The sequence below is a fragment of the Rubinisphaera italica genome (genome assembly GCF_007859715.1).
Lineage (GTDB): Bacteria > Planctomycetota > Planctomycetia > Planctomycetales > Planctomycetaceae > Rubinisphaera > Rubinisphaera italica.
The window spans coordinates 2,989,511-3,006,820 of sequence record NZ_SJPG01000001.1 but is presented as its reverse complement, the minus strand read 5'-3'; the positions used below and the strand labels follow the sequence as shown (position 1 = coordinate 3,006,820).

Annotated in this window: 15 protein-coding genes; 8 read left to right on the top strand and 7 right to left on the bottom strand. The window is 47.3% G+C overall.

The annotated features are described in order from the left end of the window. Nucleotides 1-25: 25 nt before the first annotated feature. The 3 genes from Pan54_RS11220 to Pan54_RS11210 form a co-directional block, all read right to left on the bottom strand. Nucleotides 26-994: a vWA domain-containing protein gene (locus Pan54_RS11220; RefSeq protein ID WP_165441730.1), complete on the bottom strand. Its 969-nt coding sequence runs from the start codon at nt 992-994 to the stop codon at nt 26-28. A gap of 702 nt (nt 995-1,696) precedes the next feature. Then, the gene (locus Pan54_RS11215) at nt 1,697-2,311 is read right to left on the bottom strand and encodes a peptidylprolyl isomerase (RefSeq protein ID WP_146503568.1); all 615 of its coding nucleotides are present in this window, start codon (nt 2,309-2,311) and stop codon (nt 1,697-1,699) included. A gap of 161 nt (nt 2,312-2,472) precedes the next feature. After that, entirely contained in the window at nt 2,473-3,693 is a 1,221-nt protein-coding gene (locus Pan54_RS11210) for a hypothetical protein (RefSeq protein ID WP_146503567.1), read from the bottom strand. Nucleotides 3,694-4,064: 371 nt separating this feature from the next. Here Pan54_RS11210 and Pan54_RS11205 point away from each other — a divergent pair, with 371 nt between their 5' ends. From Pan54_RS11205 to Pan54_RS11185, 6 genes are all read left to right on the top strand, one after another. Then, nucleotides 4,065-4,889: a formylmethanofuran dehydrogenase subunit C gene (locus Pan54_RS11205; RefSeq protein WP_146503566.1), complete on the top strand. Its 825-nt coding sequence runs from the start codon at nt 4,065-4,067 to the stop codon at nt 4,887-4,889. Between the two features lie 185 nt (nt 4,890-5,074). Next, the gene (locus tag Pan54_RS11200) at nt 5,075-6,724 is read left to right on the top strand and encodes a fatty acid CoA ligase family protein (RefSeq protein WP_242631287.1); all 1,650 of its coding nucleotides are present in this window, start codon (nt 5,075-5,077) and stop codon (nt 6,722-6,724) included. A 39-nt stretch (nt 6,725-6,763) separates the two neighbouring features. Next, nucleotides 6,764-7,759: an NAD-dependent epimerase/dehydratase family protein gene (locus tag Pan54_RS11195; RefSeq protein ID WP_146503564.1), complete on the top strand. Its 996-nt coding sequence runs from the start codon at nt 6,764-6,766 to the stop codon at nt 7,757-7,759. Between the two features lie 103 nt (nt 7,760-7,862). After that, the gene (gene mraY / locus Pan54_RS11190; protein WP_146503563.1) at nt 7,863-8,966 is read left to right on the top strand and encodes a phospho-N-acetylmuramoyl-pentapeptide-transferase; all 1,104 of its coding nucleotides are present in this window, start codon (nt 7,863-7,865) and stop codon (nt 8,964-8,966) included. Nucleotides 8,967-9,209: 243 nt separating this feature from the next. Beyond that, complete coding sequence (locus Pan54_RS25820; RefSeq protein ID WP_165441729.1) at nt 9,210-9,428, top strand: hypothetical protein; 219 nt, start codon at nt 9,210-9,212, stop codon at nt 9,426-9,428. A gap of 19 nt (nt 9,429-9,447) precedes the next feature. Further along, nucleotides 9,448-10,473 (top strand): acyltransferase family protein, encoded by a 1,026-nt coding sequence (locus Pan54_RS11185; protein WP_242631286.1) that lies wholly within the window; start codon nt 9,448-9,450, stop codon nt 10,471-10,473. Here Pan54_RS11185 and Pan54_RS11180 read toward each other — a convergent pair. After that, nucleotides 10,468-10,929, bottom strand: a complete 462-nt coding sequence (locus Pan54_RS11180; protein WP_146503561.1) for a hypothetical protein — start codon at nt 10,927-10,929, stop codon at nt 10,468-10,470. The genes Pan54_RS11185 and Pan54_RS11180 overlap by 6 nt on opposite strands. A gap of 48 nt (nt 10,930-10,977) precedes the next feature. Continuing rightward, nucleotides 10,978-12,840, bottom strand: coding sequence for a polyprenyl synthetase family protein (locus Pan54_RS11175; RefSeq protein WP_146503560.1), 1,863 nt, complete (start codon nt 12,838-12,840; stop codon nt 10,978-10,980). A gap of 673 nt (nt 12,841-13,513) precedes the next feature. Between Pan54_RS11175 and Pan54_RS11170 the strand changes: the two genes are divergently transcribed. Together Pan54_RS11170 and Pan54_RS11165 are read left to right on the top strand one after the other, a co-directional pair. Beyond that, a complete protein-coding gene (locus tag Pan54_RS11170; RefSeq protein ID WP_242631285.1) occupies nt 13,514-14,062 on the top strand; it encodes a response regulator transcription factor in 549 nt (182 codons plus the stop codon). 98 nt (nt 14,063-14,160) lie between these two features. After that, nucleotides 14,161-15,522, top strand: a complete 1,362-nt coding sequence (locus tag Pan54_RS11165; RefSeq protein ID WP_242631284.1) for a c-type cytochrome — start codon at nt 14,161-14,163, stop codon at nt 15,520-15,522. Nucleotides 15,523-15,560: 38 nt separating this feature from the next. On the opposite strand, the gene Pan54_RS11160 is transcribed toward Pan54_RS11165, so the two are convergent. Together Pan54_RS11160 and Pan54_RS11155 are read right to left on the bottom strand one after the other, a co-directional pair. Next, nucleotides 15,561-15,971, bottom strand: coding sequence for a hypothetical protein (locus Pan54_RS11160; protein ID WP_146503559.1), 411 nt, complete (start codon nt 15,969-15,971; stop codon nt 15,561-15,563). A gap of 130 nt (nt 15,972-16,101) precedes the next feature. Then, nucleotides 16,102-17,136 carry a potassium channel family protein gene (locus tag Pan54_RS11155; RefSeq protein WP_146503558.1) on the bottom strand — a complete coding sequence of 345 codons (1,035 nt, stop codon included), beginning with the start codon at nt 17,134-17,136 and terminating at the stop codon, nt 16,102-16,104. Nucleotides 17,137-17,310 lie beyond the last annotated feature (174 nt).

Below are 17,310 nucleotides of genomic sequence, written 5' to 3'. Positions count from 1 at the left end.
GATGTATAAAAATCGCCACTGGCGATCATCGAAACTCGTTCGTATCTCGATAACGATAAGTTCCGCCATTCTCGCTGGAGAGTTTCTGTAAAAAGTTGGGCAGTTTCAAATCTGTTGGTTGAATTCCAAATTCAATGCAATGAATCGCGGCCTGGCCCTTGTTGACTCGCCGAACTTCATCGAGTTGTTTCGCCGTCATGGCAGGCTCGGCTGCATCGGTCAGGAAAAAGATGACCTCCGGCGAATAGGAAAGTGCTTTGATCAGGGCAGGCAGGTGAGCCGTTCCTTCGCTGTTATCCATTTCAGAAATGAAACTGCGTCCCCGAGCCAGATTTCCGGCAGTCGCCCATTGAACGTCTGGCTTTCCATTCCTGTCAAGGAATTCAAAGACATGATCGTTATAAAAAATAATGTGAAACTTGTGCGAACCATCCAGTCGCTCAAGACTGGCTGACAGTTCGGCTTTGGCATGGCGGAATGAATTATTCCGATTCATGCTTCCTGAACAATCAATCACGTAAATGAGTACACGGCCGCGAGTTGCGATATCGAAGAATTTCGTCGTACTCGGAATGCCTGACTTGGTATCTGTTGGCGGTGGAAGTTGCTGCGAAATTGCTGCCATCTCACTCGATGACGGCAGCAATGATTCCGCTGGTCCTGGTCCAATTAACGCATTCGCCGGGATTTCAGGCAGAGGTGTCATTTCCGCTTGAGGGACATCTGACAAGCTTTGAGGCAACACCGGCAATTCTGTTTTCTCAGGTTTTTGTTCAGTGACTTCAGTGCTCTCTTCTGAAGTTTCCTCGGCTGGAGAATCATAAGTAATCCCAACCTCACGATAGACTTCGGTCGTTCCAAAATCTCCCGTCTGACCGCAGCTGTTTAGATTGCTCACAATCAATAAAGCCAGCAATGCATGCACGCACAGCGATCCCACAAACGCCACCGGCGACGTCCAGAACCGATCATGATGCATCTCACGCGACAGCATTAATTACCTGATACCACTTTATGATATTGAGTCGATTATTTTTTGACCTACGGATGGACACGGATCACCACTGAGATCACTAATCAAATATTTGCAACTTTAATGATTGGTGCCATGCTTGCATCGCGAAGCAGGGCAAGCATGAATGCGTGTTTATTCCGGTCAATTATTTGAATTGCAGCAGATGATCTCTCTTAAATATCCGTGTTAATCCGTGTCCATCCGTAGTTCAAAAAATTCATATCTCACAGACATTGATTATAAGTTAAAGACCATTACTCACTTATATAAGTTTATGCGCGGTACTTAGGGTGCGTCAACGTGGAAGTTTTTGGCCACTTAGCTCTGCGCATAAAAAAAGCCTCGAACACCGAAGTGTTGACGAGGCGAAAATCCGTAATCTCCGGGTTGCGACGGTGGAGTCGTTGCGAAACGGATGCGAATCAGGTAGTGCAAGCACTCACCTTTGAGTGATTCGGACCCTCGCGGTAGGGTTGGCACCTCCGACGGAATCTATAATGAGAAGTACGGGAAATTCCAAAGTTTGATCTGATAGTTTGATCGGCTATCAGGCTCCTCTAAGATCGCAAAATCTCAGAATTTTCTAATCTCCGCAAGAGGAATTTCCCGTTTTCATTCTCGATTTGACTCATTGGAATACCGAAGTCGTTATCCCGAAAGCTGTTGAGCAATTATCGATCTTTATTTTTCGACAATTGTGGCATTCTTGATGTAATCGAGTTTCGGGAAGTATTCGTTCAGGTAACGATTGCCCAATTGCTCGATGTAAGGTTGTTTTGGACTTTCACCATACTCAGAATTGATATTGTCCACGTTCTCCATACCGGAAACAACTTTTCCAATCGGAGCAAATCCCTGACCGTCCAGGAACGTGTTGTCTCCGTAATTGATAAACAACTGAGTCGTGCGGGTATTTGGACCAGCGGTCGCATACGTCAAAGTTCCACGAACGTTCTTTTGAGTCACGGGGTCGTCTTTCAGCACATCAGCATCCCATTTTTTTGTGACATTGGGATCGCCACTAATTCCAAACTGGACCATGAAATCGGGAACCACACGGAAAAATCGAGCGTCATTGTAATAACCACCCTTGACCGCTTTGTAAAAATGATCAACTCCGATGGGTGCCCAGGACCGATTGCACTCGATTAAGACTTCACCTGCTGAGGTCTCAAACTTCACATAAAACTGTTCAGGAGCCTGAGGGTCGGCTGCTTGAGAAACGCTGGAAAGGCTGAAAAACACAGCTGCACAGACACAAAATGCTGTTGTGGTCGCGACGATTGATTTGATCATACTTGAATACTCCTAACCTGATTTTTCCTGATCGGGCACAATTCCCCTGGTGGGCAACCTCCGAGTGCCCACTCTTCAAATCGAAGCATAGCAATCCTGATGCCGGACGTCAGGTGAAATCAATTATTTTTCAGGATTCAAGATGGAATACGTATTTAATGTCAATCCATGAATTCTCTGGCAATTCGCAATTGAGGCACTGACGATTGCTTTTCAATGGTCACAGGTGAGCGTTGGGCCACGGGAGAGCGTTGGCTTGAACTATTCTTGAAAGATCGATTCGTCGTCTGAACAATTGGTTTTTGATAGACCAGTTTTGGACTGCGAAAAGCGTGGTAATTCAATAACAACGAACCTTTCACATGCGTAAGCGGACAACTTGAATAGCGATAACTTCTCAATTCCCGATTCGACCATAAACGTGCCGCTGTTACTAATTCACTTTGCGTCGGAGAAATTTCTACTTCTTTAGTTTTCGAATGGCAAGCAGACTCCAGGACATGCCCTATTAGCCCTGAAAAAAGCTGGAACGTTTCGACGCCTGGCTCCTCATTATGCAGAACATGCGCCACTTCTAAGCCGGATTCATTCCCGTAACTGATCGCAGCTGCGACGGGCTTCCCATTGATAAACATCATGTCCAATTCCAGCATCTGCTGATGATCCGCTGAGAGGCACTGTCGACGCAAGGTCTTCAACTCGGCTCCGTCCACACACAACACTTCCAGTTGCCCCAGCAATTCTTCAAGAGAATCTCCACAATAAGCAGTGGCATTCACTGAACGATACTGCTTGAATGAGACCGTTCCACGACTTCGGCAAGCGGCTTCGGCCTGTTCGATTTCATTCCGTACGTCCTTGCGTTTTCTTCCCATGAATTCCTGCCAGCTTCCTGAAAACGCGACCGCTGGGATGAGTTTCCAGATTCTCTCGACAGGCTTCCAGCCGATATTTCTCAATGCGGTACAAGAACGCCCCAGGTCAATGCGATCTCGATCCGTATAAGTCAAATCCAGCAAATCCCATCCATTGCGGTTCGATGACAGATATCGCAAGCCGGCTGCCAGTGTTGCTGCAGAATTGGGGCCGATGGGACCGTACCAGTTTCCGCCACCATCCAGAGGATAGGTCAGCACACGAACCGCTCCTAATCGGGTTTCCACGGTTTTAATAACCAGGGGAAGAATTCCAATCACTTTTCCTCCCAGAGCGGCAATCAGAACTTTAAGTTCTCGATCAGCAGGTGCCGACTGCCAGTAGGCTTCCAGCCACTCATAGGTCATTTGAAAACGCCGCTGCCGACCTCGTCCCCATAACTCCTGCCAACTCAATCGATACGTTTCGAGCTCTTTGAGTGAATTGATTTCGAAGACTTGAAACATGAGAACCTCTTCTTTTCACTGGTCACACTCATTCTGAATTCTACCGATTCCAATTGAGGGCGAAAGACGCTCCCTTGAAGAAAAGTAAAAATCTGAACTCGTGCGGTAGGAACTTTGATTTGATCTTGTCAGAATCAAACGCAGGTTTCACGCCGCAAAGCATCAAAATGCAGCAGATTATCCCATTTCTATTGTGACTAGCCGTAATGCTTTACCTAAGCAGGACTTGTGGTAAGTTATCTCAACACCTTGTAGGATTTCTGGACGAATACTTGAAGTTGGATTCCGGCAACATTTCGATCGAGATGAGGCATTTCCGAAACATGGTCGCTTAAATCTGTAAACATTTTTTTACATACTCCTCACTGACAATGATTACAATCACCCCCAAAAAGAATTTGGAATCATTCGTTGAATTACCGAGTCAACTGAGTGAATTGCTGATCAATGCAGAAATTGATCAAATTCTGAAGATCAAAATTCGCAATGGTCGATCAGAACGAACTTTTCAGGAATTATTCGATCTGCACGAGAACACGCATCCCACCATCGAGGCAGAAGTTCTGTTTGAAGGGGACTTTTCAAAAGTCCACGGCATCGGTCGAAACTGGAATGAGGGAAAATTTCATGTTCTCGGAAATACAGGAGATTGCCTCGGGGAACAGATGACCGGTGGAACGCTCGTCGTCGAAGGCAATACGGGAGACTGCACTGCACGAGGCATGAGCGGAGGCCGATTGATTATTCAAGCAAACGCCGGAGATCATCTGGGCAGCTTTTGTCCGGGTTCCATGAAAGGCATGACCGGTGGGGAAGTGTTCGTGCAGGGTTCCGTCGGTCAATTTTGCGGACATCGGATGCGACGGGGGACGATTATTATTGGCGAGAGTTCCGGTTCTCGCCTCGGTTATGAAATGTTAGCGGGTACAATTGTCTGTTGTGGTCCTATACCAGATACCGTTGGTCTCAACATGGTTCGAGGAACTATTCTCATTTTGAATCCTGCCAACCTCAGCGCAATGTCGCACCTTGAAGAAGCTGTTCAATATGAACCGGCCGTCTTTCGTCTGCTACTGAAATATTTGAACTTGAACAAAATGTTGCCCACCAGTATCGATCCGACCACTTCTCATTTCACTCGCTATTTGGGTGATATGACGATGGATAAACGTGGTGAAGTATTGATTGCTTCATGAAATTTGCGATTGCAAAGCACATCCCATCCAGGCACGACGCGCAAGCGAGTGAGTGAGTCGCACACTCCAACAAGAGACTCACTCACTCGCTTGCGCGTCGTGCTTGTATTATTCTTGACATGTATCGTTGAATATTAACGCTTTTCTAATACTGCCAGTTCTATTTATTCTCCATGACCGACCCCGTGAAATTAAATATCGCAGATCGTTTGCGAGCATCTGCCAGCCGCTGGCCTCATCAGAGATGTGTCGTCTATCCAGAAGGACGTGATCGAAATGGGCGTGTCGCTTACACGCACAGCACTTTCACACAATTGAATCAGGAAACGGACGATCTGGCAGCGGGGCTGCAGAAACTTGGCACGACTCCCAAACACAAACTCGTCTTGATGGTGAAACCGAGTATTGAGTTCATTGCATTAACTTTTGCAATTTTCAAAACGGGCGCAACCGTTGTTCTGATTGATCCCGGGATGGGGCGGAAAAGAATCTTCGATTGCCTCGATGAAATTGAACCGGATGGTTTTGTTGCCATACCGATTGTCCAGGCAATTCGGCAGGCACGGGGCAAACGTTATCGGAAAGCCAATATCAATATTTCGGTCGGACGTTCTTTCAGCTATGGCGGACTACCGTATCGAAAATTGCTGGAACTGGGACACAATCGCTTCCAACCTGTGGAAACGCTCTCCACAGATCGAGCGGCTATCATTTTTACGAGTGGCAGCACCGGGCCTCCGAAAGGGGTCGTTTACGAACATGGCATGTTCAATGCTCAGGTTGACCTGCTCCAGCAACAGTATCAAATCCAGCCCGGTGAAATTGATCTGCCAGGTTTTCCACTGTTTGCCCTATTCAATCTGGCAATGGGAGTAACGACCGTCATTCCCGATATGGATCCGACAAAACCAGCCGATGTAAATCCTCTGCGGATCATCGAGGCCATCGAAAATCAGGGAATCACTCAGGCCTTTGGTTCGCCCGCTCTCTGGAATCGCGTTGGGAGATATTGTGTCGAAAAATCGATCAAGCTTCCGAGTTTGAGACGGATCCTTTCTGCTGGGGCTCCCGTTCCGGTTCCTGTCCTCGAAAAGATGAAGCAGTGTTGCAGCGAAATTGAGGCGGAAATGTTTACGCCTTATGGAGCAACCGAAGCGTTACCCGTCTGTTCCATTTCCGCCAGCGAAGTGCTCAACGAAACTGCTGCAAAAACCGCCATCGGGCAGGGGACTTGTGTTGGTAAGCCATTTTCCCAAGTGGATGTTCGTGTGATTCATGAAGTCAGCGGGGCGATATCGAGTTTTGAAAAAGCTGAGATCTGTCCAAAAAACAAGATTGGCGAAATCATCGTTCGTAGTCCCAGTGCAACTCGCGAATACTTCAATCGACCAGATGCCACTGCACTCGCAAAAATTCCGGATGGAAATCAATTCTGGCACCGGATGGGAGACATGGGCTATTTTGATGACGAAAATCGACTCTGGTTTTGCGGACGGAAAGCTCACATTGTGAGGACCGCTCAGGGCTTGATGTATCCGGTTTGTTGTGAACCGATTTTTAATCAGCATCCGCGCGTCTATCGGTCCGCATTGGTGGGGGTCGGTGAGGCGGGTAAGCAACAACCCGTGTTAATTGTTGAACCGGAAGCCAACTGTTACCCCAAATCGCAGAATGCCAGGAATACCTTTCTCGATGAACTGAAAGTAATCGCAAGTCAGCAGGAGTTGACTGATTCGATTTTCGACTTCCGATTTCATCGTAAACTACCGGTTGATCGCAGACACAATGTGAAAATCCATCGAGAAGATTTAGCGATCTGGGCTGCTAAAAACTGATCCTTCCGAGAAAAAATCGTTCGGTATAGAAAATTCGTAATGTCAAATTTAGTCACCGGGGGCGGTGGGTTCCTCGGGCAGTATCTCGTGGAAAAACTGCGTGAACGGGGAGAACCTGTTCGCGTACTTTGCCGCGGGGAATATCCCGAATTGCAAAAACTTGGTGTTGAGATCATTCGTGGTGATATTCGCGAATCAAAAATTGTCGAACAGGCCTGCCAGAATATTTCTACCGTCTACCATGTTGCAGCCATACCGGGAGTGTGGGGTAGTTGGGAGAAGTATTATTCGATCAATACCGAAGGCAGCAGAAATGTTTTGCATGCCTGTCAAAATCAGGGTGTAAAAAAACTGATCTATACGAGTTCTCCGAGTGTTATTTTCGATGGACAGGCCCACCTTGAGGCCAACGAATCGCTGCCATATCCAACGAACTATCTGTGTCATTATCCTCATACAAAAGCGATCGCCGAGCGTGAGATCCTCGAGGCAAACGGCGATCACGGAGTTGCCACCTGTGCGTTGCGGCCTCATCTGGTTTGGGGGCCTCGTGACCAACATCTGATACCACGTTTGCTTCAACGAGCAGACTCCGGTCGTTTACGCATTGTCGGTGATGGCTCGAACGAGATCTCGATGACCTACGTAGAAAATGCGGCTGCAGCCCATTGGCAGGCCGCAGAGAAATTATCTCTCGATTCCACCGTCGCAGGACAGGCCTATTTCATTAACGATCCCAAACCTGTCAATCTCTGGTCCTGGATTAACGAGCTCCTAGTCAACGTCTGCAAGTCACCAGTTCACAAAAAAATCTCGGCTCAAGCAGCCTATCGAATCGGGGGAGTGCTGGAGTCGGTTTATACCATGTTGGGAAGAAAATCCGAACCACCGATGACACGATTCGTCGCTCTGCAATTAAGCCAGTCCCACACTTACTCGATCAATAAAGCTCGTCAGGATTTCGATTTCAAGCCAATTGTTGACTATGAAACGTCTTATCAAAGGCTGATGGACGAACTGAAGTCGGTTAAATGAACAAGTCGGTCTTGGCTGGATTTCCGGCTTTCGGCTATCCTTACCGGCTGGAGGGGGTGCAAGCCAGGAGAGCTTTGCAGTCATTGCATTCAGGGATGAAGTCATGGTTTACTGGTTGTTAATTCACGTCTTGCCTTTTTTTCAGCAAGTGGAAAGTCATACGACCGGTTCTTCACGTGTCTATATAACTTTTCGAATCGCCCTGGCCAGTTTAACTTCCTTTCTGCTGGCCGTTTGCCTGGGACCGATGGCGATTCGCTGGTTGAAAACCCGTTTTCGGGAACGAGTCTCAAGTGCCTCTACCGAACTCGATCGCCTGCATGAGGGAAAGAATAATACCCCGACGATGGGGGGATTATTCCTGGTCATGGCGACACTCTTTTCCGTAATGATCTGGGGAAACCTTGAAAATCATTATGTGCAGTTGAGCATATTCGTGATTATCAGTTTTGCGATGCTGGGGGCGTGCGACGACTGGACAAAACTCAGTACGAGCACGCATGGTCTTTCCGCTCGGACAAAATTTCTGTTGCAGTGGATCCTGTCGATGATGGCAGGAGCTTCTTTGTATCAACATCAATTTCAAATCCCACTGGGAACGGAACTCGTTTCACCCGTTGGACAGTTTGCCATTCCAATGGGATACGGATTCATCGTCTGGACCGGTCTGGTTCTGGTCAGCACATCGAATGGAGTCAATTTAACTGATGGACTGGATGGGCTGGCGGGAGGTTGTACGATTTTTGCTGGCGGAGCAATGATTGCGTTTTGTTATTTGGCTGGTCACAAAACATTCGCACAGTATTTTGTCATTCCCTATATTCCGCAGGCAGGGGAAGTCTCAGTCGTTGTTGGAGCGATGGTCGGAGCCATGCTCGGCTTCTTATGGTACAACTGCCATCCGGCGGAAGTCTTCATGGGTGATACAGGCTCTCTGCCAACTGGAGCCATGCTGGGACTGTCCGCTGTAATTGCCCGACAGGAATTTCTTTTTTTGCTGGTCGGTGGGATTTTTGTGATTGAAGTTCTCTCCGTTATTATTCAGATTTCAATCTATCGCACCTGGGGCTGGCGACCACTTCGTTGCAGCCCATTGCACAATCACTTTGTTCTGAACGGACAAAGTGAAGTGAAAGTGGTCACTCGCTTCTGGATTTGCGGGGCTTTGCTGGCTATTGCAGCGTTGGCCGGGTTGAAGATTTTATAGAATAATCGGAATATTCGAACCGAAACATTCTCTTGATCGATGAATCCAGATTTTCGCTCTGGCTTACCCCTAAACCTATTTTTGCTTTAGTCTTGTCATCATCCTCACTGATGAATTCCCCGCTCTGAGTAAAGCACACAAACGTTTTCTTCCACATACTTCAAGCATCATCACTCAGCTGTGTGGTCGCATGTTTAATGTTTGTTGTCGCAATAATGATCCCGCCCAAGGCAAGTTCACCGAATGTCCAGAATTCATTATATCGATGCGATGCGTGGTGTAATGATGGCACTCGGAATCGTGCTGCATAGTGCCAATGTATTTTGCGTGAATAATACCTGGGAAGTTCATGCTCCGACGACCCACTGGGTATTCGATGTGCTCTCGAAATGCATTCATCTCTTTCGCATGCCGGTTTTCTTTATTACGGCTGTTTTTTGCGCAGATGACATTGTCCCGTAAAAGTATGCATAATTTTCTGATGCATCGTAGTCGACGATTAATCATTCCCTTCATCACGACCGCACTTACGCTCAATGTCATTCAACTGGAGATTCAAGCCCATTATCAATATTCGGCACTCTCGGAACATCCCAATTTTGCGACAGACCTGTCGTGGTATGCCAGTGGGCAGTGGATGGAACATCTCTGGTTTCTCAATATCCTGTTTCAGATGTGCCTCATCGCAACTTCAATCACGATTGTCATGGATAAAATTCCCTATCTGTTTTCCCATAAATTCTGGAGCACGAAACAAATCACCAAGATTCTCATGTTCGGAGCTTTGAGTTATGTATTTGTCGTCGCTCTGAACGGTAAACTGCCGGATACTTTACGAAACCCTCAGGCATTAGGAATGGTCGATATTCCTGTGTTGATGTTTTATCTTCCATTCTTTGGCTTTGGAATGTGGTTGCATCGCTCGGAGTCGGCGTTGGAATCGTTCGGACGACTCCAACTGGCCAGTGCAGGGGTCGGTTTATTGCTGGTCGTGATGATGCTGATTCCAGAGAGTTCGAGCCACATTGCCAATATGTGCGTCAGAGTATTTCGCAGTGGTTTGACATGCTGGTGGATGTGTCACCTGTGCTTTTGTTCGTTCCGGTTGTTAACCAACGCTCCTTCGAGATATTTTCGCTACTTTTCAGATGCGTCTTATACGATTTTTCTCTTCCATCATCTTTTTATCGTCGTGTTTGCAATCGTGTTGATCCCCATCTCGATTTCGATTTTTGCGAAATTTGTCATTATGAGTGTTGCCTCATTGTCTCTCTCGCTGCTGATCTATGAGTATGGAATTCGCCGAAATTCACTGTTGAGCTTTCTCTATAACGGAAATGATTATCCTGTCGTCCTGCCTGTTGCTCAGACAGCGGGGAAAGCACCGATTTCGTTCCTGAAAGTCGAATGTAACAAGATGCGGAATGACCAAATCATAACGTCTGCTAAAGACTCAAAGTCAGTCTCTTCGGAAACACAATCCACAATGGCCTCTCATTCCTTATGAATGTCCGTTTCTGCGGATTTCATTTTTTAGCATATCGGCTTTGAGTTGCTGATGTTTCTCCAACTCCGATTCCAGCACGCGTCGCTTCAATTCCGTCTCTGCACGTTTCAGGTCAATATCCTGTCGGAAGTAGCGATTAGAGAGCATATCACTGATTGCAAATATGCAAATGACGACAATCAAAATCAGCAAAGTCAGCAACAACAGGGACGCCAGAAACGCATTCTTGAGAGGTTCAATTGCGTAGTAAGAAGCGGGAATCAGTATCCCGGTCACAATGACCAGACAAGATGTAAACAGTCGCCGTTTCTGCTGCGAGACGAGGAATGACTTTTGCTTTTCCGTCAGCTCAGAATCGAGTTGGAATTTGTTGATTGCGATGAAATGCCTCTGGACAAACCAGACACCAAATCCAATCAGGAAAAATCCTACTGCGAGCGTCGCATACCATTCCACAGGTTAAACGTTACCTTCTATGTTTCAGAAGCCAGGACGTATTCGCAATCAGGAACTGGCAGAAATCGAGAGATCGACAAGACCGTTTTGCTGCACTTGCAGAGGCGTTATTTCTTCTTCAGGAGCCATTACGGTATCGACCAGGAAGTAAAGGAATCGTCTCAAGGATTCCGGTTCGACTTCATCAGCGATCGCTTCAGCTCGTTCGCGCGACTTATCGACCAGGGCTTCGGCTTTGGAGAAGACATCCGTCTGTTCAAAGATCCGCTTCAATTTTTCGAGTCGATTCAACGGATTATCTTCTTCGTCCAGAACCGACTGCAGAATTTGTCTTTGTTCTGCATTGGCAACTTTAATAGCTAATGCCAGGAGCAATGTCGGCCTTAAAGCCATCGCATCCTGTCCGACAATCACCTTGTTGCGAACATCGCCACGCCAGTCTTTAAGATCGTTGAGAATTTGGAAGCCTACTCCGACGTGGCGACAAAACGTAGCCACCATCGATTCATAATCTTCCATTGGCCCAGCCAGACGCAACCCGGAATACAGAGCAGCCTCGAAGGCTGGAGACGTTTTGAGTGCGTAAATCTGCATGGCATCCAACGGAGAAAGCTCCAGTGAAGGTGCAGCAGTCCAACTCATCTCGGCTCCCTGTCCTTCACAAAGCTTAATGTGGGCCAGAGACATTTTCTGCACGATATCCCCAACCGCAGTGGGGTCATCCTTTACCTGACATTGAGCCAGCAAGCGGTAACCTTCGCCAATTAAGTAATCGCCAAAGTTGATCGCCTGGCCAATTCCGTGCTGCAAATGTAAGGTCTCTTCACCATATCGATACTGGTCATCATCCTGAATATCATCGTGAACTAATGAGGCCTTGTGAAAGGCTTCAATCGCAATGGCAGCTTTCTTAACAGAAACCGGCACTTCAAGAGGTTGAGATGAACCGGCGTCAGCCATCGTCAAGTCGCCACCTTTTCGTGCATCCCAGGCCGCCAGGGTGATGAATGGCCGAAACCGTTTACCGCCGGTCGCCAGCCAGTCTCGAGAGACCAGTTCCGTTTTGGCTAGAAAACTCTGCTCAGACTGGGATTCTTTCCCACGCGAGAGTGGAACCAATTCGTCAAATTGAGGGGCATCAAACAGCTGCCTGGCTTCGCGCATTAACGGCACGTAGCTAGCAGTCTTTTCTTCTGGGAGAGGTTCGTATTTGTCGAGGACATCCCAAACCCAGGCTTCATCCAGCGAAGTGTTCTTACAATCCCCAGAATGCAAAGGGACTGCATAAGAAGGGACACCAGCCAGCAGGATTTTATCGATGGCTTTTTCGAGGACATTCAGACAGGCAACACCCAGAATGCCATCAACATATCCGTCAACGATAATCTTGAGAACGATCGGCGAGCCTTCGGCGACAAGCACTTTGTATCCAAGCTGCTCGGCTTTGACTTTGTAGTCGGCAATGGAGCAGGCTCCGCAGGTTTCGCAATCGAGGCCAAATTCATCGTAATCAGCCGGGCATCCTTCAGCATGCTTCAGACAATGCGGCAGGAGTAGCAGTCGGCGTTCGAACGGGATCGCCATCAACTGCTGTTTCCAGAAGAAGTTGCCAAGTAAAACCATGGCAAAACCGAGATACTTTTCTGGCCAGTCGTGATGAGTCAGAAAATCACGTGTCAGTTTTTCCAATTCGTCCTTGCTGTAAGGACGATTTTTGGAAATGTTTTTGACATGAATTTCTGCAGCCGATTTAATCTCTTCACGTAAACTAAGTGTCTCAGGCACCATCTTTAAATGGCTGGTACTACGTCGCTTACGTTTACGGGGACGTCCATTGGCATTCTCAGTCGTCGCCTCTTGAGAGTCAGACGGCTGGTTCTCCAGGTTGACGTTTTGAGGAACAGTACTCAACGGAAACTCCTCCGAGTTTATTTATTGCCGATCAAGGCAACCAAACTACAATTTATCTAATCATCACAATCTGTCAGGAGTACCGGCGCAGGCCATTTATACCTGAGAGGTGATCTAATTTTAAATACATCGGCAACTTTTGAACATCATGCCAATAGGCTCGAACTGTTTTTGAAATCGTTCACAGTTTCAAATCGATTATTCACGGTCTTCTCATCATATCGGCAGTAGTGGGTAAAAACGACCGTTCTTCAAGATTACCTTTTTCAAATCTGGAAAATCGTATCAATCATTCTGGAAATGACTTACCGAACAGAACCCATTCTGTCTCGGAATCTGTCGATTCGACCCGAATCAGTGTCTCAATCAATTCAGAAATATCAGAGAATGTGCCGCTGATGAGATAATAACTAAGTCAGACACTATTATTATTGAAACATGAGTAGAACCAGAGCAGAAAATTGTCAATCTGTGACAATAATGCGTTAAGGCTGTATTGGAAATGTGTCGATGCGGAATACGATTGTTTAAGAATCAATGCGAGAAAATAAGATGATTTCCTTATCATCAATCCTGTAAATAGCCTAAACTTGGGTTGGGTCAGCATGATACGCAATTTTTTATTCTGCGAATGATTGCAGAGGACAGAGCAGTTTTCTCTTTGGTGGAGGTAATGATGATACAAGACGGCCTGAGAGAACTTTTCTTAATTGTCGATGATGACGAAATGCTCCGCTCTCGACTCGCCCGGGCGATTCAGTCGCGCGGTTTTCGAGCCGTCGTGGCGGCTGACTATGACGAAGCTGTCCAGTTCATCCATCACGAAAAGCCGCAATACGCTTTGGTCGATTTGAATATGACGGGACGTTCTGGCTTAGAATTACTGGAAACTATTACACAAATCTCCCCAAATACCAGATGTGTGATGCTCACTGGTTATGGCAGCATCACGACAGCCGTCGAGGCAATGCGGGCCGGGGCTTGGAATTATGTCACGAAACCGGCCGATACCGATAAAATCCTCTCAGCCTTCACAACACTACCAGATCGTGGAAATCGGTCCGTGGAAATTCAATACAAACCGCAAACTCTTGCCGAAACGGAATGGGAGCACATTCAGCGAGTTCTGGCAGACTGTGGAGAAAATATTTCCGAAGCCGCCCGACAGTTGGGTATTCCACGACGGACTTTGCAGCGAAAATTAAAAAAACGGGCTCCATAAGTTACGCTAATACGACTTCATTGGGGTCTGAATGCACTGTCTACCAAGACTATGATGTCTATAATATCCTGGATCATTCTTTCAGGAGATTTTTTGACATGCAATGGAGTCTGGCTACTCTAATTTTGCTTTCCTGCCTGACCTCACGAATTGATGCACAGGAACCACCTGCACATTTTTCCCCGGCAGAGCGCGGCTACTGGTTTATTCTCAACAAACCTTATCTGATTCCCGATTTCGACAACGATACCTTCGAAAATCTCTGGCAAAGCTGGCCTGAGGCAGAACGAAACCGGTTGGAAATGCTTCCATTAGATTTGCGACGAGAAGAAATATTCTCCTACTATGGTTTAACCAATCGTCCCAGTGAGCGTTCGGAAAAACCGTTGCAATATGTGGTCAACAATAATGGTCAGTATTTCATGAACTGCTTTTCCTGCCATGGCGGAGAAGTCGCAGGATGGGTGATCCCCGGTTTGCCGAATTCCAATTACGCACTGCAAACGCTAACAGACGATGTTCGCACAACGAAACTTCGCATCGGAAAACCTCTTTCTTCACGCGATTTGAGCTCCATTTTCTTCCCAATGGGAGGCACAAACGGAACAACAAACGCCGTCATGTTTGGTGTGGCTCTCGAATCTTATCGCGATCACGATATGAATATTCTTTCCTTTCGCTCACCGCCCAGAATGATTCACCATGATATGGAGCCTCCCCCCTGGTGGCATTTCAAGAAAAGGAAATACCTGTATATCGATGGCTTTGTTGAAAAAGACTATCGGGCATTGATTCCCTTCGTTCTCATTCGCGAAAACGATCGCGCGCAACTTGATGAATGGGAAAGTGACTTCAAAGATATCTACGCTTATCTGGAATCGATCGAGGCTCCCAAATATCCCTTCGAAATTAATGCAGATTTAGCCAGAGCAGGGGAGTTGGTCTTTCACAAGAATTGTGTCGAGTGCCATGGGACTTACGGAGATTCTCCGACTTATCCCCAGCGAACGATTCCCATCGAAGTGATCGGGACCGATCCTGTTCGGCTACAAGCGTTAAGCAGAGAGCATCGAGCCAACTATGGAAAAAGCTGGCTGTCTCATTACGGTGCTCGTAAAATCATCGAGAATCCTGAAGGCTATGTTGCACCACCTCTTGATGGAATATGGGCTTCTGCCCCTTATTTCCACAACGGAAGTGTACCGACTCTCGAAGGAGTGCTTTCGCTGGAAAAACGTCCTGAAGTCTGGAAGAAAGAGTCTCAGAAGTATGACACCGAGGCCGTTGGAGTTACGTTTTCAGCTTATGATCGAACCCCGGTCGAAGTCACTGCTCCTGCTGAGAGGAGAAGATATTTTGACACTTCCAAACCTGGCAAAAGCAATTCGGGACACGATTATCCAAACACGCTTTCATCAGCCGATAAAAAAGCTTTGCTTGAATATCTGAAAACTCTTTAAACGGGATTGGCCTTATCCTGTAAAGAACACGATTGCTATCAGTTACTCCGGGCTTCATTTAGAACGAATTCTCCGTTGTAGCCATTCGTTCCGAGATATTTGCCGTACAGCCGTGTGCCTTTCAGGGAACCGGTCCAGTCATAGATATGACCGCTGACGGTCGCTTTGCCGATGAGATCCGTCTGTCCGTTGCCCGGTTTTGCACTGAATTCGACATCATATGAGAATGGATCGCCCATGAATGTCCCCGAGAAAGTCGCTTTCACCTTCCCGTCCTCTCCCGGCCGGGCTTCGCATCGGAGAGGGCCGGAAGAATTGTACTTGCGATTATTCCAGGTCCCTTCAAACGTTTTCTTTTGCTCAGGTTTCTCCTCATCCGCCATTCCAAATGCGGGAATTAGCAGAACTACAATCAGCAACGTCCATAATCCGCGAATGCAATCTTTCATGAACTTCCTCCGAAAAAGCCTGCGTTTTTCTACTCTCTCATCACAAGTAACGGAATTTTTGGAGATTGCCTACCTGAAAATCACGAATATTAACACGAAGTGAGAATATACAGTTTACGACTCAATGAGCTCACTCCTCACAATTACTAATCACCATCGCCACCTTATTCGCATGCCCAAAGGCAAACAGGTTATCCCCCGCGTGCAGGATTGAAGCTCCGGGTGGGGGTAGAAGTTGTTCGCCGTTGGCGCGGCGGATGGCGAGGATCATCACGCCTTGCTCGGCCAGTTTTGTTTCAGAGAGCTTTTTGCCGACGAGAGAACTCGTTTCCTTGATTTGTATATCGACCAGTTCGAGATCGGAGTCGTGTTTGTCGGCAACTTCGACGAAGCTTTCGACGGAGGGATTAATCATGAAGCGAGCCATTTTCATGCCCCCGCTGCTGAAGGGGCTGATAACGCGGGTCGCCCCGGCTCGTTCGATTTTCTGAATCGCTTTCTCATCGCTGGCCCGAGCAACGATCTGCAAACCGTTGTTCAGCATACGGGCGGAGAGAACGACATACGTGTTATCAGAATCGGAAGGCAGGACCGAAGCCAGAGACGATGCCCGGCTGATCCCCGCGTTCTGCAAATGCACATCGTCCGTTGCATCTCCTACAATGTAGAGCCAGTTGTGAGCGGTGCAGTGAGCTTCCAGGACATCGCCATCGAGGTCAATGACAACAAATGGACGATTTCGTCGATCCAGATACTCGCAGATTGTCCGGCCCATTCGTCCGAAGCCGCAGACAATGTGATGATCTTTCAGAGAGTCGATTTTGTTGATCATGCGTCGTTGTTTCCAGAATTGACGAAATTGGGGATCGAGCAGGCTTTGGCCGAGAGAAAACAGACTGTAACTGAACAGCCCCAGTCCAAAGCCAAGATAGATGACAACAAAGGCCATCGTTGCATTTGAAGTTGCGGGATCACGACATCCAAGAGTTGTTAACGTAATCACCGCCAGATACAACGATTCCAGCCAGCTGGTTTCATTCACAATGCGAAACCCAAGTGTGCCACCAACGATCAACAACGTCAGCAGCGCCAGAATGATGACCGGCCGCTTGATGACCGCAAAGCGATCAGCTTCTAAGTGAGTCAAACTGGACCAGGAATTCATACAGTTGTTACTTCTCGGGAGTCATTTAGGCAGATTAGTTTCCTAACAATAACGTACTTGTAAAAACTGTGAAACTGACTTCATTTTTAAAGTCTGCGTAGCTGGTGTCGAAGCGTAGCGCAGCTCCCAGATAGTCACTATTCTCGGGGGTTTACTTCGTTAGACCACAGCCAC

What these genes read in the sequence shown, in the direction of transcription:
- Pan54_RS11220 (WP_165441730.1), bottom strand. Translation starts at nt 994, where the DNA reads ATGCTGTCGCGTGAGATGCATCATGATCGGTTCTGGACGTCGCCGGTG.
- Pan54_RS11215 (WP_146503568.1), bottom strand. Translation starts at nt 2,311, where the DNA reads ATGATCAAATCAATCGTCGCGACCACAACAGCATTTTGTGTCTGTGCA.
- Pan54_RS11210 (WP_146503567.1), bottom strand. Translation starts at nt 3,693, where the DNA reads ATGTTTCAAGTCTTCGAAATCAATTCACTCAAAGAGCTCGAAACGTAT.
- Pan54_RS11205 (WP_146503566.1), top strand. Translation starts at nt 4,065, where the DNA reads ATGATTACAATCACCCCCAAAAAGAATTTGGAATCATTCGTTGAATTA.
- Pan54_RS11195 (WP_146503564.1), top strand. Translation starts at nt 6,764, where the DNA reads ATGTCAAATTTAGTCACCGGGGGCGGTGGGTTCCTCGGGCAGTATCTC.
- mraY (WP_146503563.1), top strand. Translation starts at nt 7,863, where the DNA reads ATGGTTTACTGGTTGTTAATTCACGTCTTGCCTTTTTTTCAGCAAGTG.
- Pan54_RS25820 (WP_165441729.1), top strand. Translation starts at nt 9,210, where the DNA reads ATGTCCAGAATTCATTATATCGATGCGATGCGTGGTGTAATGATGGCA.
- Pan54_RS11185 (WP_242631286.1), top strand. Translation starts at nt 9,448, where the DNA reads ATGCATCGTAGTCGACGATTAATCATTCCCTTCATCACGACCGCACTT.
- Pan54_RS11170 (WP_242631285.1), top strand. Translation starts at nt 13,514, where the DNA reads ATGATGATACAAGACGGCCTGAGAGAACTTTTCTTAATTGTCGATGAT.
- Pan54_RS11165 (WP_242631284.1), top strand. Translation starts at nt 14,161, where the DNA reads ATGCAATGGAGTCTGGCTACTCTAATTTTGCTTTCCTGCCTGACCTCA.
- Pan54_RS11160 (WP_146503559.1), bottom strand. Translation starts at nt 15,971, where the DNA reads ATGAAAGATTGCATTCGCGGATTATGGACGTTGCTGATTGTAGTTCTG.
- Pan54_RS11155 (WP_146503558.1), bottom strand. Translation starts at nt 17,136, where the DNA reads ATGAATTCCTGGTCCAGTTTGACTCACTTAGAAGCTGATCGCTTTGCG.